Annotated in this window: 16 protein-coding genes; 6 read left to right on the top strand and 10 right to left on the bottom strand. The window is 67.4% G+C overall.

All coding sequences use genetic code 11. The features are described 5' to 3' along the window. Positions 1–2: 2 nt before the first annotated feature. Positions 3–1214, bottom strand: coding sequence for a S53 family peptidase (locus tag BLA15945_RS32740; RefSeq protein WP_174994312.1), 1212 nt, complete (start codon positions 1212–1214; stop codon positions 3–5). 401 nt (positions 1215–1615) lie between these two features. Here BLA15945_RS32740 and crcB point away from each other — a divergent pair, with 401 nt between their 5' ends. Together crcB and BLA15945_RS32750 are read left to right on the top strand one after the other, a co-directional pair. Continuing rightward, on the top strand, positions 1616–2002 hold the full coding sequence (gene crcB / locus BLA15945_RS32745; protein WP_059235665.1) for a fluoride efflux transporter CrcB: 387 nt from the start codon (positions 1616–1618) through the stop codon (positions 2000–2002). Between the two features lie 23 nt (positions 2003–2025). Beyond that, positions 2026–2376: a DUF190 domain-containing protein gene (locus BLA15945_RS32750; RefSeq protein ID WP_059236869.1), complete on the top strand. Its 351-nt coding sequence runs from the start codon at positions 2026–2028 to the stop codon at positions 2374–2376. A gap of 10 nt (positions 2377–2386) precedes the next feature. On the opposite strand, the gene BLA15945_RS32755 is transcribed toward BLA15945_RS32750, so the two are convergent. Both BLA15945_RS32755 and BLA15945_RS32760 read right to left on the bottom strand, forming a co-directional pair. Then, positions 2387–2950, bottom strand: a complete 564-nt coding sequence (locus BLA15945_RS32755; protein WP_059235663.1) for a YggT family protein — start codon at positions 2948–2950, stop codon at positions 2387–2389. A 75-nt stretch (positions 2951–3025) separates the two neighbouring features. Then, a complete protein-coding gene (locus BLA15945_RS32760) occupies positions 3026–3955 on the bottom strand; it encodes a Rossmann-like and DUF2520 domain-containing protein (RefSeq protein WP_059235661.1) in 930 nt (309 codons plus the stop codon). 514 nt (positions 3956–4469) lie between these two features. On the opposite strand from BLA15945_RS32760, the gene BLA15945_RS32765 reads away from it, so the two are divergent. Beyond that, positions 4470–4778, top strand: coding sequence for a hypothetical protein (locus BLA15945_RS32765; RefSeq protein WP_050011620.1), 309 nt, complete (start codon positions 4470–4472; stop codon positions 4776–4778). A gap of 118 nt (positions 4779–4896) precedes the next feature. Here the strand turns inward: BLA15945_RS32765 and BLA15945_RS32770 are convergent, their stop codons facing one another. Next, positions 4897–5565, bottom strand: a complete 669-nt coding sequence (locus BLA15945_RS32770) for a LysE family translocator (RefSeq protein ID WP_174994313.1) — start codon at positions 5563–5565, stop codon at positions 4897–4899. A gap of 58 nt (positions 5566–5623) precedes the next feature. After that, a complete protein-coding gene (locus BLA15945_RS32775; RefSeq protein ID WP_174994314.1) occupies positions 5624–7180 on the bottom strand; it encodes a UbiD family decarboxylase in 1557 nt (518 codons plus the stop codon). Between the two features lie 596 nt (positions 7181–7776). Here BLA15945_RS32775 and BLA15945_RS32780 point away from each other — a divergent pair. Next, positions 7777–8904: a transglycosylase SLT domain-containing protein gene (locus BLA15945_RS32780; protein ID WP_059235653.1), complete on the top strand. Its 1128-nt coding sequence runs from the start codon at positions 7777–7779 to the stop codon at positions 8902–8904. A gap of 108 nt (positions 8905–9012) precedes the next feature. Here BLA15945_RS32780 and BLA15945_RS32785 read toward each other — a convergent pair whose 3' ends face one another. The 5 genes from BLA15945_RS32785 to BLA15945_RS32805 form a co-directional block, all read right to left on the bottom strand. Beyond that, positions 9013–10209: a pyridoxal phosphate-dependent aminotransferase gene (locus BLA15945_RS32785; protein ID WP_059235652.1), complete on the bottom strand. Its 1197-nt coding sequence runs from the start codon at positions 10207–10209 to the stop codon at positions 9013–9015. A gap of 70 nt (positions 10210–10279) precedes the next feature. Further along, the gene (gene nusB, locus BLA15945_RS32790) at positions 10280–10717 is read right to left on the bottom strand and encodes a transcription antitermination factor NusB (RefSeq protein ID WP_021157083.1); all 438 of its coding nucleotides are present in this window, start codon (positions 10715–10717) and stop codon (positions 10280–10282) included. Further along, entirely contained in the window at positions 10714–11232 is a 519-nt protein-coding gene (gene ribH / locus BLA15945_RS32795; RefSeq protein WP_011351235.1) for a 6,7-dimethyl-8-ribityllumazine synthase, read from the bottom strand. Before ribH ends, nusB begins: the two co-directional genes overlap by 4 nt. Positions 11233–11285: 53 nt before the next feature. After that, positions 11286–12428, bottom strand: a complete 1143-nt coding sequence (ribBA, locus tag BLA15945_RS32800) for a bifunctional 3,4-dihydroxy-2-butanone-4-phosphate synthase/GTP cyclohydrolase II (RefSeq protein WP_059235650.1) — start codon at positions 12426–12428, stop codon at positions 11286–11288. 192 nt (positions 12429–12620) lie between these two features. Beyond that, positions 12621–13139, bottom strand: coding sequence for a DUF1993 domain-containing protein (locus BLA15945_RS32805; protein ID WP_059235648.1), 519 nt, complete (start codon positions 13137–13139; stop codon positions 12621–12623). 272 nt (positions 13140–13411) lie between these two features. Here BLA15945_RS32805 and BLA15945_RS32810 point away from each other — a divergent pair, with 272 nt between their 5' ends. After that, positions 13412–14014 carry an O-methyltransferase gene (locus BLA15945_RS32810; protein WP_059236867.1) on the top strand — a complete coding sequence of 201 codons (603 nt, stop codon included), beginning with the start codon at positions 13412–13414 and terminating at the stop codon, positions 14012–14014. Then, positions 14011–14694: a GntR family transcriptional regulator gene (locus tag BLA15945_RS32815; RefSeq protein ID WP_059235646.1), complete on the top strand. Its 684-nt coding sequence runs from the start codon at positions 14011–14013 to the stop codon at positions 14692–14694. Before BLA15945_RS32810 ends, BLA15945_RS32815 begins: the two co-directional genes overlap by 4 nt. Positions 14695–14724 lie beyond the last annotated feature (30 nt).

Consider the following 14724-nt stretch of genomic DNA (forward strand, 5'->3'; position numbering starts at 1 on the left):
GGTTACGGACGGGCGACGAGCGCCTGCACGAGCGCCGACGCGACGGGCGAACCGAGCCCCGTCACGTAGTCGTAGCCGCCCGCAGCGTTGCAGATGCTGCCGCAATTGCCGTTCGACCCGGTCGTCACGTCGTGAAAGTCGCTGCCGTATGCGTTTTTGCCGACCGTATAGAGCGCGTCGTAGGTGCCGCTCAACGACTTCTTGCCGGCCGCCGTGCGCAGCGAGTTCGCGATCGCGACGAGCGCCGACCATTGCGGCGCGCCCGCGCTCGTGCCGCCGACCTGGAACCAGCCGGCCTGCCCCTGATAGGTGACCGAGTCGTACACCGCGAAACCGCTGGACGGACTCGCGTCGTAGCTGACGTCGGGCACGCCGCGCTTGCCGGCCACCGGAATCGGCCAGGCGGTCTGGCCGGCCGGCTCGGCCTCGGTCGTGCTCACGCCGCCGCCGCTGCCGCTCCATGCCGCTTCGCCGACATAGTTGCCGGCCGAATCGGACGACAGCGTTGTGCCGCCGACCGACACCACGTAAGGCGACGCGGCCGGGTACTCGGTCCCGGTGCCGCTGTCGCCGGACGACGCGACGAAGGTGACGCCCGCGACGTTGAAGTGGCTGTCGAAGCCGGTCTCGGTGCTGAATTCGCTGCCGCCGAAACTCATCGACACGACCGACGCGCCGCGCTTGACCGCGACGTCGACCGCGGCCAGCAGGTCGCTGAAGCTGGCCGAAGCGGCCTCGACCAGCACGATCTTCGCCTTCGGCGCGATCGCGTGCACCCATTCGACGTCGAGCGACATCTCGAGCGACCAGCCCGAATCGGTCTTCGGCCGCGCGCCGTGTGCGTACACCTTGGTGAAACAGCCGTTCGACGACGTGCAGGCCGGCAGCGACAATGCGTTGCTGAACACGCCGAGATCGGACTCGATCTTCGGGTCGTCGTACGCGTCGACGATCGCGACGGTCATCCCGTCGCCCTGGTTGGCGATCGAATCGAATCCGTACGCGTGTCGCGTGAGCGCGGGCGTGAGGCCGGCGATCGTGGCCGTGCTCGCGCGCTGCTTCGTGTGGAACGGCGGGCGGGCGAATCCTTTCGGCGCGCGGTTGCCCTCGACGTAGGAGGGTGGCCCGTTGCCGTCGGCGAGCGCGACAGTCGATGCGAGCAACGACGCGCACAGCGCCGGAATCAACATGGATGACGGGCGGATATTGTTCATTTTTCGAGTCTCCATGTCGATGGAATAGCGTGGCGAATCAATTTTACGAAATCGGTGGAGTCGATTGAATCGAATATCGGCCGGATACGGGAATGTCTGATAAGGGAAAGTACGTGTAACCCTTGTGAGAAGGGTGTTTTGCAGGGTTGACCTGTGTCGGGGCGAATCGCATTCTCGATTTTAAAAAACCGATAAATAATCAGCCGATTCAAAATCAATTCGTAATGTCAGATGTAATTATTCGGAAATGATCGACGGCGATGCGCGCGTGGAAATAATGAAACGCATCGCGCGGTTGCCGTTCGATCGAGTGCGTGCCGGCATTGCCGCCGTCGCGCGATTCCGCATACAGTTCAGCGTAAGCCGCGCCCGCCGCGCAGCGGCATCAATGAGGGGTGTCCTTGTTCTATTCGATCGTCGCGATCTTCGTCGGCGCGGGGCTCGGCGCGTTGCTGCGCTGGTTCCTGAGCCTCGCGCTCAACGAATTCTTTCCGGCCGTGCCGCTTGGCACGCTCGCGTCGAACCTGATCGGCGGCTACGTGATCGGCGTGGCCGCCGTCGTGTTCACGGCGCGCGTCGGGTTGCCGCCCGAGTGGCGATTGTTCGTGATCACGGGCTTCCTCGGTGGCCTCACGACGTTCTCGACCTATTCGGTCGAAGTGATGACGCATGCGCTCGAGGGCGAATTCGGATGGGCGTTTGCGGTGGCTGCCCTACACTTGACTGGATCGTTCGCGCTCACGGCGCTCGGCATGTGGACCGCGCGCGCGTGGCTCGCGGCGGCCTGAGCGTGCCGCCACCGGAGGGTGCGATGGACAGGGTCTTCTTGCGCTTCTATGTGCACGAGCAGCACCGGCTGCACTGGAAGCCGCTGTGGGAATGGTTGCTGGAGGAGGCGAGCCGGATGGGCGTCGCGGGCGGGTCCGCGTTTCGCGCGATGGCCGGTTTCGGCCAGCATCGGGTGCTGCACGAGGACCGCTTCTTCGAACTGCAGGGATCGCTCGCGATCGAGGTCGAATTCATCGTCACCGAGGACGAAGCGCGGCGGTTGCTCGAGCGGCTGTCGCACGAGAAGGTGCGCGTGTGCTACGCGATGATGCCGGCGCAGTTCGGCGTGATCGATACGCTCGGCGCACCGCCGGCACCGGGGCCGGCGGCGTAGCGGAGCCGAATCAGATACCGAACATCGTCAGCGACACGGCAGCGCGCGTGACGATCATCAGCAGGACCTGCACGATCACGAACAGCAGGATCGGCGACAGGTCGATGCCGCCGAGGTTCGGGATCACCCGGCGCAGCGGGTTCAGGAACGGTGCGGTGAGCTGGAAGAGGATCGGCATCGCCGGCGAGCGCGGATTGAGCCACGACAGCAGCGCCATCAGGATCGTCATCCAGATGACGAGATTGAGCGCCCACTTCACGACGGTGAGCAGCGCGACCACGACGAGCGTCGCGATCACCGCGGCCGGATCGAAGCCGGCCATCACGACCATCAGCACGACGTACACGAGCGCGGTGAGCAGCGCGGCGGCGACGCTGGCCCAGTCGATGCCGCGTACGCCCGGGATCACGCGGCGCAGCGGCAGCACGAGCCAGTTGGTCGCCTGCAGCACGGCCTGCGTGACGGGGTTGTACGGCGGCACGCGGACGGCCTGCATCCAGACGCGCAGGATCAGCGCGGCGCCGAACAGCGTGAAGACGGTATTGAGCAGAAAACGGGCGATCTCGCCGAACATCGTTGGCATCCTTTTTATACAGTCAGTAGCGCGCGGCCGCCAACGCCGGTTGGCGGCGCATCGGCCGACACCTTATCACGCCTCGTCTTGCGACGGGGAGGGGTGCGCGGCCGCGCGCGCGAGCGACGTTTCGACGGCTTCGGCCAGCGCCGGCAACGACGCCGGCGGCGTGGCGCGCTTCGCCGCGAGCGCGACCGCGCGGCGTGTCAGCAGTGCATACAGCGCCGCGTGATCGCCGCCGCGCGCTTCGAGCAGCGCGAGCTGGCGTTCGACGATGCCCGTATCGCCGCGCGACACCGGGCCGGACAGTGCATTCGCGAGCCCCTTGTCGCGCGCGGTCTCGATCGTGCCGGCGAGCATCGGCAGCAGCGCGCGCAGCGCGGCGTCCTCGTCGAAGCCGAGGCCGCGCCACAGCTCGACCGCTTCCGACAGCCCGCACAGCGCGAAGCTCGCCGCGTAGTGTGCGGCCGCGTGATAGAGCATCCGGCCACCGGCCGGAATCGACAGCGGATGACAGCCGAGCGCGGCAGCAAGTCGCAGCAGCGTCGCGTGCAGTGCACCGTCCGCTTCGATCGTGACCGAGCAGCCGTCGATGCGCGCGAGGTCGGCGTCGGTGCCGCCGAACAGGTACAGCGGATGGAAGCCGCCGGTGGCCGCGCCTTGCTGCTTCGCCGGATCGAGCAGCGCGACCGCCGATGCGCCGCTGCAATGAACGACCGCCTGGCCGGCGGCGCGCGCCGCGTCGAAGCGGAGCGCCGCGGCGGTCGGGGCGAGATGGTCGTCGGGCACCGTCAGGAAGATCAGGTCGGCCGCATCGACAACCTGCTGCGGCGTGTCGACTGCCTGGCAGCCGTCGATGCGCGCGGCAAGGCCGGCGGCCGACGCAGGCGTGCGGCTCGCGATTGCCGCGACGGGGAAGCCGGCCTGCGCGAAGCGCTGCGCGACACAGCGTGCGAGGCGGCCGGCGCCGATGAAGCCGAGGCGGGGTGTGTCGGGAAGGGACATGGCAGCGCACGTAAGCAAAAACGAAGCAACCGCCAGTATCGCAGGAATGTCGGTTGGGTCGTGGAAGGGTGGTCGCCGTACGCCGCAGGTATTCATTACCGACGTGCGGCCCGCTCTCCGTGCGGATCGGTGTCCGGCGTCACGGCCGGATCACGATCGTGGAATCCGACCCCGAAATAGCGCGTGCGCATATCCCGCTTGAAATGTCGGCATCTTGTCTCAAATTTGTAATCGTTCATTACGTACGCGAGCCCGCTGTGCGCGCCGTATCCGGTAAGACTGACCGGCCTTGATGTTGCAACCCGAGTCGTCGGACGGAATCGCGCGACCGGCAAGGGGCGCGGCCGGTTCCGGACGCCGCGCCGCAAGGCGGCTCCAGCCGCGTGCAATTGCAATTTGCAACAAATGCACGATACGCGAGGGGCGGGTTTTCGCTACATTGCTTCCATGCGACGTGCATGCCCGCCGTTGCCGACAGGAGCGCCTAAAATACCGCTCCAGCAGGAGAATCGAAGTGAAAAAGCTCATTCCGTTCATCGCCGCCGCCGCGCTGGGCCTGGGTGCCGCAAGCGCCGCGCAGGCTCACGTGTCGATCGGGGTCGGCATCGGTATCCCGGTCGCACCCGCGTACCCCGTCTATGCACCGCCGCCGCCCGTGTACTACGCGCCGCCGCCTCCGCCCGTCTACTACGCGCCGGCGCCGGCCTACTATGCGCCGCCGCCCGCCGTGGTCGTCGGCGGCTACGGTGGTGGTTACTACGGTCGCCCGTACTGGCGACATGGTTACGGCGGCTGGGGCCATCACGGCTACTGGCGTCGCTGATTCGTCCCGCGCGGCCTGACCGCGCGTGGCAAAACGGCGCATCGTCCCGCGAGGGGCGCTGCGCCGTTTTTCTTTTGGGGCTGCCGCTTGCTGCGCGGCCCGTGCGGGCCGGCTTCGCTTACACCGCGTGCACGATCAGGTCGCGGTAGCCGCCGACGATCACGCTATACGAGAAATACGCGAACAGCAGCGCCGACGCGATATGGCACGCGCGCATCAACCCGGCGCCCGCGCGCTTGCGGCCCTGGCTCGCGAGCGTGCACATGAAGAGCGTCCAGGCGAGGCCGCCGAGAAAGAAGCCCGACAGGAACACCGACGCGGTGACCGGCGTCGTCGCGCCGGCCTTCGCGATCAGTGCGCCGCCGACCGCCGCGAACCACAGGATCGCGCTCGGCGACGACATCGCGAGCAGCATTCCGCGCAGGAAGCTGCGCCGCGCGCTTGCCCGCGGCTGCGGGGCGTCGTCCGCATCGTCGTCGGCCGCGCGGGCCGGCGCCAGCGCTTCGCGCGCCATCTTCCACGTGAGAAACAGCAGCACCGCGCCGCCGCCGATCCACACGATCCAGCGCACCGGCTCGAACTGCAGCAGCACGGCCATCCCCGCGAGCGCGAGGGCCGCGTAGACGAGATCGCCGACGCACGAGCCGACGCCGAGCCAGAAGCCCGGCCGGAAGCCGTGCGACAGCGTCAGCGACAGCATCGCGACGTTCACGAGGCCGATGTCGAGACAGAGCGACAGCGACAGGAAGAAACCGTCGGACAGCATGGAGGCGGGCGGAAAGCTCATCTTCGTCGTGCTTGTGGCAATTGCGCGGCACGGGCCGGCGCGTGCCGGCCGCGTGGCTTCAGAGGCCGATCTCCTGCCAGAGCCGGTCGACGCGCGCCTTCACGGCCGCATCCATCTCGATCGGGCGGCCCCATTCGCGATTCGTCTCGCCGGGCCACTTGTTGGTCGCGTCGAGCCCCATCTTCGAGCCGAGTCCGGCCACCGGCGATGCGAAGTCGAGATAGTCGATCGGCGTGCTGTCGACCATCACCGTGTCGCGCACGGGGTCGACACGCGTCGTGATCGCCCAGATCACTTCCTTCCAGTCGCGGATGTTCACGTCCTCGTCGACGACCACGATGAACTTCGTATACATGAACTGCCGCAGGAAGCTCCACACGCCGAACATCACGCGCTTCGCGTGGCCTGCGTAGCTCTTCTTCATCTGGACGATCGCCATCCGGTAGCTGCAGCCTTCGGGCGGCAGATAGAAGTCGGTGATCTCGGAGAACTGCTTCTGCAGCAGCGGCACGAATACTTCGTTGAGCGCGACGCCGAGCACGGCCGGCTCGTCGGGCGGCTTGCCCGTGTAGGTCGAGTGGTAGATCGCGTCGCGGCGCATCGTGATGCGCTCGACGGTGAACACCGGGAACCACTCCTGCTCGTTGTAGTAGCCGGTGTGGTCGCCGTACGGCCCTTCGAGCGCGTGCTCGTAGGCGGCCGACGCATTGCCGGCCGGCCGCGGCGGGGCGCCGGCCGGAGCGGGGGCAGGCGTGCCTTCCTGCGGGTAAATGAAGCCTTCGAGCACGATCTCCGCGCGCGCGGGCACCTGCAGCGTGTCGACGCCGGGCGTCAGGCACTTCGCGAGCTCCGTGCGGCTGCCGCGCAGCAGGCCGGCGAACTGGTATTCGGACAGCGAATCGGGCACGGGCGTCACCGCGCCGAGCGTCGTGGCGGGATCGGCGCCGAGCACGACCGCGACCGGATACGGCTTGCCGGGGTTCTGCAGCGCGAACTCGCGGAAGTCGAGGGCGCCGCCGCGATGCGCGAGCCAGCGCATGATCAGCTTGTTGCGGCCGATCAGCTGCTGGCGGTAGATGCCGAGATTCTGGCGCGACTTGTTCGGCCCGCGCGTGACCGTCAGGCCCCACGTGACGAGCGGCCCCGCGTCGCCGGGCCAGCAGGTCTGGATCGGCAGCTTGTTCAGGTCGACGTCGTTGCCTTCCCAGACGATCTCCTGGCACGGTGGCGACGACACCGACTTGGGCGCCATGTCCCACACGGCCTTCGCGAGCGACAGCAGCTTGCCGGCGTCCTTCAGGCTCTTCGGCGGATCGGGTTCTTTCAGCGCGGACAGCAGCCGCCCGAGATCGCGCAGCGAATCGAGCGCGGCGTCGTCGCCCGCGTCGACGCCCATCCCGAGCGCGACGCGGCGCGGCGTACCGAACAGGTTGCCGAGCACCGGAAACGCATGGCCGGGCGGCGCGTTGAACAGCAGCGCAGGGCCGCCGGCGCGCAGCATGCGGTCGCACAGCTCGGTCATTTCGAGCACGGGCGACACGGGTTGCGTGACGCGCCGCAGTTCGCCGAGCGCCTCGAGGCGCTGGATGAAATCGCGTAAGTCTTTGTATTTCATGAAGAAGGTCCGGGCCACCCGCGTAGCGGGCAGCGATGGGCGGGCGCAGCGGCCGGCTGCGGCCCCGAATTGACCGACGATTCTACCCGGGCCGCCGTGCGGCCGCCCGGCGGAGAAAAAAGTCGACCGCGCGCAAACCCCCTACGGCACGGGACTTGCGATCTGAAGACCGTTCTTAAATTACTTTTTGTTATAATTTCGTAGTTTTATAGTGTTGACGATCTATAAAACCCTGCTAGAATCCGCTCACATTGGCTGCAGGGTAAAAGGCTTCGAGCCGCCAATCACCGATCTTTGACGCAGCGCGTCACCGTCCGCCGAATCCTGCACGGCGTATCCGACGGCCTTAGTCGTAGTCCTCGCCAGCGCTACCAGACGCTGGTTTTTTGCGTGGGTGCCACCGCGTATGCCCGCCTCGCCCAGTGTGCGAAGGCGCCGGCCCTCTTACACCGTGGCCTCGAACGGTACTTATACCGTTTCCCCGATGCTTGCGCGTCCCAACCAAGGCGTGCGGCGTCGTGATTCCGCGGCGCGTTTTCTGTCTCGCCATCGAGCTGAGCGAGCCGCACGAGTCATGTTCATGGGAGATGATCTGAATGAACGCTTGGTTATCGTGGCGTCCCAATGAGCAGCATGCGCAGATCGTGCGCAACATGCTGCGTCGCGGGACGCGTGTCAGTCACCATCTATTCAGCGTTGTCGGCTGTTTCGCTGTCGCGGTTGCGCTTGCACTGTGGCTGCTGCCAACCGTCCGCGGCACGCTTGCCGCGAAGCTGATGCCGGTCGTATCCGCGGCCGTGCAGGCCGGGCCAGCCCGTTTGCTGTCCGGTCATCCGCTGCCGAACTTCGCGCCTGCCGGTGCGCAGCCGCAGCAGGAAGAGACGCCTGAAACGGACGCGCTTGCGGTCGGCCTCGATGTCGCACCGGAAGCCGCCGCACAGGGTGCCCAAGGCGATGCGTCGGATCCGGCCCGCAACGGCCCGTCGCCGGTCGCACTGGCCAAACTGATTCCGACCCAGCGGGTGGCGGCCGATGCGCGCGACGATCGTGCGCTCGCATCGAACCGCGAACAGGCGCTCGTCGCGACCTATCTGTCGCGCCGTTACCGCGTCGCGCAGGAGCCGCTCGGCCAGCTCGTCAAGGCTGCGTTCCAGACCGGCCGTGATGTCGGACTCGATCCGCTGCTGCTGCTGTCCGTGATGGCGATCGAATCGGGCTTCAATCCGTATGCCGAAAGCGGCGTTGGCGCGAAGGGCCTGATGCAGGTCATGTCGAAGGTCCATTCCGACAAGTTCGAGTATTTCGGCGGCACCGACACCGCGCTGCAACCGCTCGCGAACCTGCAGGTCGGCGCACTCGTGCTGAAAGACTGCATCGCGCGCGGCGGCTCGCTGGCGAACGGCCTGCGCCTGTACAACGGTTCGACGAATCCCGACGACACCGCATACGGCTCGAAGGTGATGGCCGAACGTGGCCGGCTGCGCGACGTGTCGCACGGCCGCAGCGTGCCGGTCAACGCGCCGCAGGCGCCGGCGCAGCCGGCGAAGCCGATCGTCACGGCGGCCGTGACGGGCGCGGCAGGCGGCGCGAAGCGCGTGCATGCGACGCTCGACGGCGCGACGTCGGTCAAGGCGGCAGCGCCGAAGGAAACCGCACCGCAGGACGACGCGAGCGTCGATACCGCGAAGCAGTCGCACGGCGTTCATTCGGAGCTCGGCGCGTAACATTCCGCGTGCCGCCCGGCTCTGGCCGGCAGGCAATGAAAAAGGCACCCGATCCGGGTGCCTTTTCTTTTTGCGGCGTGTGAAACGGCCGGTGTGCCGGCCGCGGCGTCAGTGCTGCCCGAACAGGGTCGCGAGCCGGTCGACCGCCTCTTCGAGCCGCGAGTACGCCGTTGCATACGACAGGCGGATATAGTCGCGCGGCGCATGGACGCCGAAGTCCATGCCGGGCACCAGCACGACGCCGGCGTCATGCAGCATCGCCTGCGTGAGCGCGGCGCTGTCGCCGGCTGCCGGATGGGCGACGCCACCGCAATGCGCATATACATAGAACGCGCCGTCCGGCATCACGGGCACTCTGAAGCCGAGCCGTTCGAGCGCCGGCGCGATGAAATCGCGGCGGCGCTTGAATTCGAGGCGGCGCGCTTCGTAGAGTTCGAGCGTGGCCGGTTCGAAGCACGCGAGTGCTGCGTGCTGCGCGAGCGCGGACGGGCAGATGAACAGGTTCTGCGACAGTTTTTCGAACGTGCCGACCAGCGCGGGCGGCACGACGAGCCAGCCGAGCCGCCAGCCCGTCATGCTGAAATATTTCGAGAAGCTGTTCACGGTGATGACGTCATCGCCGAATGACAGCGCCGATACGGGCGCCGCATCGTAGCTGAGCCCCTGGTAGATCTCGTCGACGATCGTGAAGCCGCCGCGGGCGCGCACCGCTTCGACGATCCGTTTCAGTTCGTCCGGTTCGAGCGACGTGCCGGTCGGGTTCGACGGCGACGCGAGCAGCACGCCGCGCGTGCGGTCGTTCCAGTGCGTGCGGACGTCGTCCTCGGTGAGCTGGAAGCGCGCGTCAGGGCCGCTCGGCACGAGCACCGCGCGGCCTTCGGCCGCCGCGACGAAATGCCGGTTGCACGGGTACGACGGGTCGGGCATCAGCACTTCGTCGTCACGACCGACGAGTGCGAGGCACGCGAGCAGCAGCGCGGCCGACGCGCCGGCCGTCACGACGATCCGCTCCGGGCTGATCGTGAGGCCATACGCGCGTGCATAGTGCGCGGCGATCGCCTCGCGCAGCGGGGCAATGCCGAGTGCGCTCGTGTACTGCGTGACGCCGCGGCGCAGCGCGGCCGCGGCGGCTTCGACGACCGGCTCCGGCGCGGTGAAATCCGGCTCGCCGATGCCCATGTGGATAACATCGCGCCCCAACGACTCGAGCCGCTGTGCCTCCTTCATCAGTTCCATCACATGGAAGGGCTGGATCGCGTCGACGCGTGCGGCGAGCGTGACGAGCGAATCGGCGGTGGTATTCATCGGCGGGCAGGGCGGGGGAGAGGAAGAATGAAAAACGGGCGCTCGCGCGCCCGTGGACAAACAAACGGTGTCAGCCGTTGCGGCGTGCCTGCGTTTCTGCAGGGCGCAGCTTCGCGGCGAGCTTGTCGAGCACGCCGTTCACGTACTTGTAGCCGTCGGAGCCGCCGAACGTTTTCGCGAGTTCGACAGCTTCGTTGATGATCACGCGGTACGGCGTTTCGACATGGTGCGTGAGCTCGAACGTCGCGATCAGCAGCACTGCGCGTTCGACCGGAGACAGCTGGTCGATCGGACGGTCCAGCGACGGTGTCAGCGCTTCGACGAGCGTGGCGTGCTCGCGGATCACGCCGTGCAGGATCGCGTCGAGCAGCTCCTTGTCAGCCTTGTCGTAACCGAGCGCGCCGCGCAGTTGCGCGTCGATCTCGCCGGAGGACGCGTTCGACAGCAGCCACTGGTAGAGGCCTTGCGTCGCCAGCTCGCGCGATTGTCGGCGGGCGCTCTTCTTCATGCGCGCTCCTCTTCGTCGTCTTCGTCTTCCTCTTCGTCCTCGTCGTCATCGCCGAGCTGGTCGAGGGCCATCGTCAGGTTGGCCATCTCGACGGCGACGCGTGCGGCGTCACGACCCTTTTCGGTCATGCGCGCGACGGCCTGCTCGTCGTTTTCGGTCGTGAGGACCGCGTTCGCGATCGGCAGGTTGAAGTCGAGGCCGATGCGGGTGATGCCCGCGCCGCTTTCGTTCGACACGAGTTCGAAGTGGTAGGTCTCGCCGCGGATCACCGCGCCGAGCGCGATCAGCGCGTCGAACTGGCCGCTTTCGGCGAGCTTCTGCAGCGCGAGCGGGATTTCCAGCGCGCCGGGCACCGACACGAGCAGCACGTCTTCACCGGTGACGCCGAGGCGTTCCAGTTCTTCGACGCACGCGTCGGCGAGGCCGTTGCACACGGGCTCGTTGAAACGCGATTGCACGATGCCGATACGCAGGCCGTCGCCTTCGAGATTCGGTTGGTATTGTCCGATTTCCATGATCTGGTCCGTGGTGTGGATGAACGGTTATAGGGCGAAAGCGCCGTGGCGGGTTACGCGTTGGACGCCGGGCAGGACTTGGCTTCGCCGCCGGGCATCGGAATGAAGCCCGTGACTTCGAGGCCGTAGCCGGACATGCTGCCCAGCTTGCGCGGATTCGACAGCACCTGCATCTTGCTGACGCCGACATCGCGCAGGATCTGCGCGCCGATGCCGAACGTCTTGAAATCGACCGGCCGGCGCTTGAGCGCAGCAGCCTTTTCTTCCTCGTCGAACGCCTTGAAGACGTCGATCAGGTGTTCCTTCGTGTCGCCGCAGTTGAGCAGCACGATTACGCCGAGGTCGCGCTCCGCGATCTCGCGCATGGCGGCGTCGAGCGTCCACGAGTGCGTCGACACGCTCGTCTCGAGCAAGTCGAGCACCGACAGCGGCTCGTGCACGCGCACCGGCGTATCGACGTCGGGCGACGGTGCGCCGCGCACCAGCGCGATGTGCGGCGAGCCGCTCGGCTGGTCGCGGTACAGCACCGCGCGGAACGTGCCGTGCGCGGTCTGCATCGTGCGCTCGGCGATCCGCTCGATGATCGATTCGGTGCGGCTGCGGTACTGGATCAGGTCGGCGATCGTGCCGATCTTCAGGTTGTGTTCCTTCGCGAATTCGATCAGGTCCGGCAGGCGCGCCATCGTGCCGTCGTCCTTGATGATCTCGCAGATCACCGCGGCCGGCGTGAGGCCCGCGAGCGCGGTGAAGTCGCAGCCGGCTTCGGTGTGGCCCGCGCGCACGAGCACGCCGCCCGGTTGCGCCATGATCGGGAACACGTGGCCTGGCTGCACGATGTGCTCGGGGCGCACGTCGTGAGCGACCGCCGTGGCGATCGTGTGCGCGCGGTCGGCGGCCGAGATGCCGGTCGTCACGCCTTCGGCCGCTTCGATGCTGACCGTGAACGCGGTGCCGTACTGCGTGCCGTTGCGGTAGGTCATCAGCGGCAGGTGCAACTGCTTGCAGCGCTCCTGCGTCAACGTCAGACAAACCAGGCCGCGGCCGTACTTGGCCATGAAGTTGATCGCTTCCGGCGTGACGAATTCGGCGGCGATCACGAGGTCGCCCTCGTTTTCGCGGTCTTCTTCGTCGACCAGGATCACCATCCGGCCGGCTTTCAGCTCGGCGATGATGTCGAGCGTGGAGGCGAGCGTCATAAGGGGGCGAGAAAGAGGAAAGTGCGTATTTTACGCCAGCCGGGCGGCGTTTCGACTGGCGCGGACCGCGCACGTCGGGCAAGCACGCCGGAAAGCGTTGCGGGCGGCCTGCGCGGCAGGCCCGGCGGCCCGCCGCGCGTGGCCGGCACGCGGGTGCGGACGGTTGCGGGCCGGGCGTTTCCCGGCCGCGCGTCACGCGTGCTGGTCGCGCCCGCCGAGGTAGTCGAGCTTGCCGAGTTCGACGCCGCTGTGGCGCAGGATGTCGTAGGCGGTCGTCACGTGGAAGAAGAAGTTGGGCAGCACGAAATTCAGCAGGTACGACTGGCCCGTGAATTCGATCGGGCCGACGCGCATCTTCAGCACGATCTGGCGCGCCTCGCTGCCGTCGATCTGTGCGGCGTCGAAGCTCTTCAGGTAATCGATCGTCTTCTGGATGCGCGCATGCAGTTCGTCGAAGGTTTGCTCGACGTCCGGGTAGCTCGGGATCTCGGCGCCGGCGAGCCGCGCGGCGCAGCCCTTCGCCGTGTCGGTCGCAATGTAGACCTGCCGGACGAGCGGCAGCATGTCCGGGTAGAGGCGTGCACCGATGAACACCGACGGATCGATCTGCTTCTCGGCCGCGTGCGCTTGCGCCTTGCCGAGGATGTGCTGCAGGTTGGTCAGGCCGCGGATCAGGACGGGCAGCGAAGCCTGGTGCATCGAGATGGACATGGGAACGACTCCTGTGGGAAGAGGGGCGGCCGGTGCGCGGCGCGTCGTGCGTTGTGGCGTTGAAACCGCCGTCGATGCATCTTAGCGCGACGGCATGACCCGTGCGCGTCGTTGGCCATTCGGCCGGGAATCGTTAGAGCAAACGGCCGCCAGCCGGGCCGGAGCGGTTTCAATCACGCCGGAACGGCGGTCCTCCCGGACACCGGGCATCGATCCGAAAATCGTCGTATCATGAAACACGAAACACGAAATATGAAGCAATGGAGACCCGCATGATCGAACTCGACAGCGCCGCGTCGGCCGTCCTTGCCCGGCTGGCGTCCTTCGGCCAGGAAAACGATGCGCAGATGGCCGACCGCAGCCGCAAGATGCTCAATCTCGAGCTGCCCACAGCCGAGCTGCTGTACCTGCTCGTCACCGGCGCGCGGCGACGGCGCGTGCTCGAGATCGGCACGTCCAACGGCTACAGCGCGATCTGGCTTGCGCATGCCCTGCGCGAAACGGACGGGCAGCCGCTCGTCACCGTCGAGTTTTCGCCGGAGAAGGCCGAGCAGGCGAGGGGCAACCTGCGCGCGGCGTCGCTGCAGGACTGGGCGCAGGTGATCGAAGGCGAGGCGACGCAGGTCTGCGCGGCCGTGACGGGCCCGTTCGACTGCGTGTTCTTCGACGCCGATCGCGTGAGCGCGCCGCAGCAACTGGCGCACCTGTTGCCGAAGCTGACCGCCGACGCGCTGCTCGTCGCGGACAACGCGCTGTCCCATCCGGACGAGATCGCCGGCTATCTCGCCGCGGTCGACGCTACGCGCGAGTTCGACACGACGATCGTGCCGGTCGGCAAAGGGCTTCACATTGCGCGTCGCCGGAGGCCGGCATGACGCGCGCCACGCTCGAACGGACGACGCTGGGGCGCGACGCGTACGGTGCGATCCGGGAGATGCTGGTCGACGAAGCGCGCTTCGCGGCGGGCGAGAAGATCAGCATCGAAGCGCTGTCGCGCGATCTCGGCATCAGCCGCTCGCCCGTGTGGGCGGCGGTCTCGCGCCTGGAAGCCGAGGGGCTGCTGCAGGTCGTGCCGCGCCAGGGCGTGTTCGTGATCGCGTTCGATCGCGCGCGGATCGTGGCCATCTTCGAGGCGCGGGAAGCGCTCGAAGGCATGGCGGCGCGTCTGGCGGCGCAACGCCTGACGCCCGACGATCGCGCGATGCTGGACGAAGCGCTGGTGCGGCAGGCGCGCGCGGTCGACGCGCGCGACGGCGATGCCTACCGCGTCGCGAATCTCGACTTCCACCATGGGCTGCTCGCCACCGCGCGCAACGCGACGATCGAGACGTCGCTCAGGGCGCTGTACGCGCAGGTGCAGACGATGTGTGCGGGCGGTGCGAGCCCGATGGACGACTGGACGCGGCTGGGCGGGAATGTCGCCGAACACCGGCAGGCGTTCGACATGATCGCGAAACGCGATGCGGATGGCGCCGAGCGCGCGGCACGCGAGCATGTCCGGCAACTGCTCGACACGATTCTGGCGCGGGCGGGCGGAGAAGGGGCGGATGCCTGATCGCCGGCGGAACACCGCGGGCGATGCGGG

This window comes from Burkholderia arboris (genome assembly GCF_902499125.1).
Lineage (GTDB): Bacteria > Pseudomonadota > Gammaproteobacteria > Burkholderiales > Burkholderiaceae > Burkholderia > Burkholderia arboris.

What these genes read in the sequence shown, in the direction of transcription:
- BLA15945_RS32740 (WP_174994312.1), bottom strand. Translation starts at nt 1,214, where the DNA reads ATGAACAATATCCGCCCGTCATCCATGTTGATTCCGGCGCTGTGCGCG.
- BLA15945_RS32750 (WP_059236869.1), top strand. Translation starts at nt 2,026, where the DNA reads ATGGACAGGGTCTTCTTGCGCTTCTATGTGCACGAGCAGCACCGGCTG.
- BLA15945_RS32755 (WP_059235663.1), bottom strand. Translation starts at nt 2,950, where the DNA reads ATGTTCGGCGAGATCGCCCGTTTTCTGCTCAATACCGTCTTCACGCTG.
- BLA15945_RS32760 (WP_059235661.1), bottom strand. Translation starts at nt 3,955, where the DNA reads ATGTCCCTTCCCGACACACCCCGCCTCGGCTTCATCGGCGCCGGCCGC.
- BLA15945_RS32770 (WP_174994313.1), bottom strand. Translation starts at nt 5,565, where the DNA reads ATGAGCTTTCCGCCCGCCTCCATGCTGTCCGACGGTTTCTTCCTGTCG.
- BLA15945_RS32775 (WP_174994314.1), bottom strand. Translation starts at nt 7,180, where the DNA reads ATGAAATACAAAGACTTACGCGATTTCATCCAGCGCCTCGAGGCGCTC.
- BLA15945_RS32780 (WP_059235653.1), top strand. Translation starts at nt 7,777, where the DNA reads ATGAACGCTTGGTTATCGTGGCGTCCCAATGAGCAGCATGCGCAGATC.
- BLA15945_RS32785 (WP_059235652.1), bottom strand. Translation starts at nt 10,209, where the DNA reads ATGAATACCACCGCCGATTCGCTCGTCACGCTCGCCGCACGCGTCGAC.
- nusB (WP_021157083.1), bottom strand. Translation starts at nt 10,717, where the DNA reads ATGAAGAAGAGCGCCCGCCGACAATCGCGCGAGCTGGCGACGCAAGGC.
- ribH (WP_011351235.1), bottom strand. Translation starts at nt 11,232, where the DNA reads ATGGAAATCGGACAATACCAACCGAATCTCGAAGGCGACGGCCTGCGT.
- ribBA (WP_059235650.1), bottom strand. Translation starts at nt 12,428, where the DNA reads ATGACGCTCGCCTCCACGCTCGACATCATCGCCGAGCTGAAAGCCGGC.
- BLA15945_RS32805 (WP_059235648.1), bottom strand. Translation starts at nt 13,139, where the DNA reads ATGTCCATCTCGATGCACCAGGCTTCGCTGCCCGTCCTGATCCGCGGC.
- BLA15945_RS32810 (WP_059236867.1), top strand. Translation starts at nt 13,412, where the DNA reads ATGATCGAACTCGACAGCGCCGCGTCGGCCGTCCTTGCCCGGCTGGCG.
- BLA15945_RS32815 (WP_059235646.1), top strand. Translation starts at nt 14,011, where the DNA reads ATGACGCGCGCCACGCTCGAACGGACGACGCTGGGGCGCGACGCGTAC.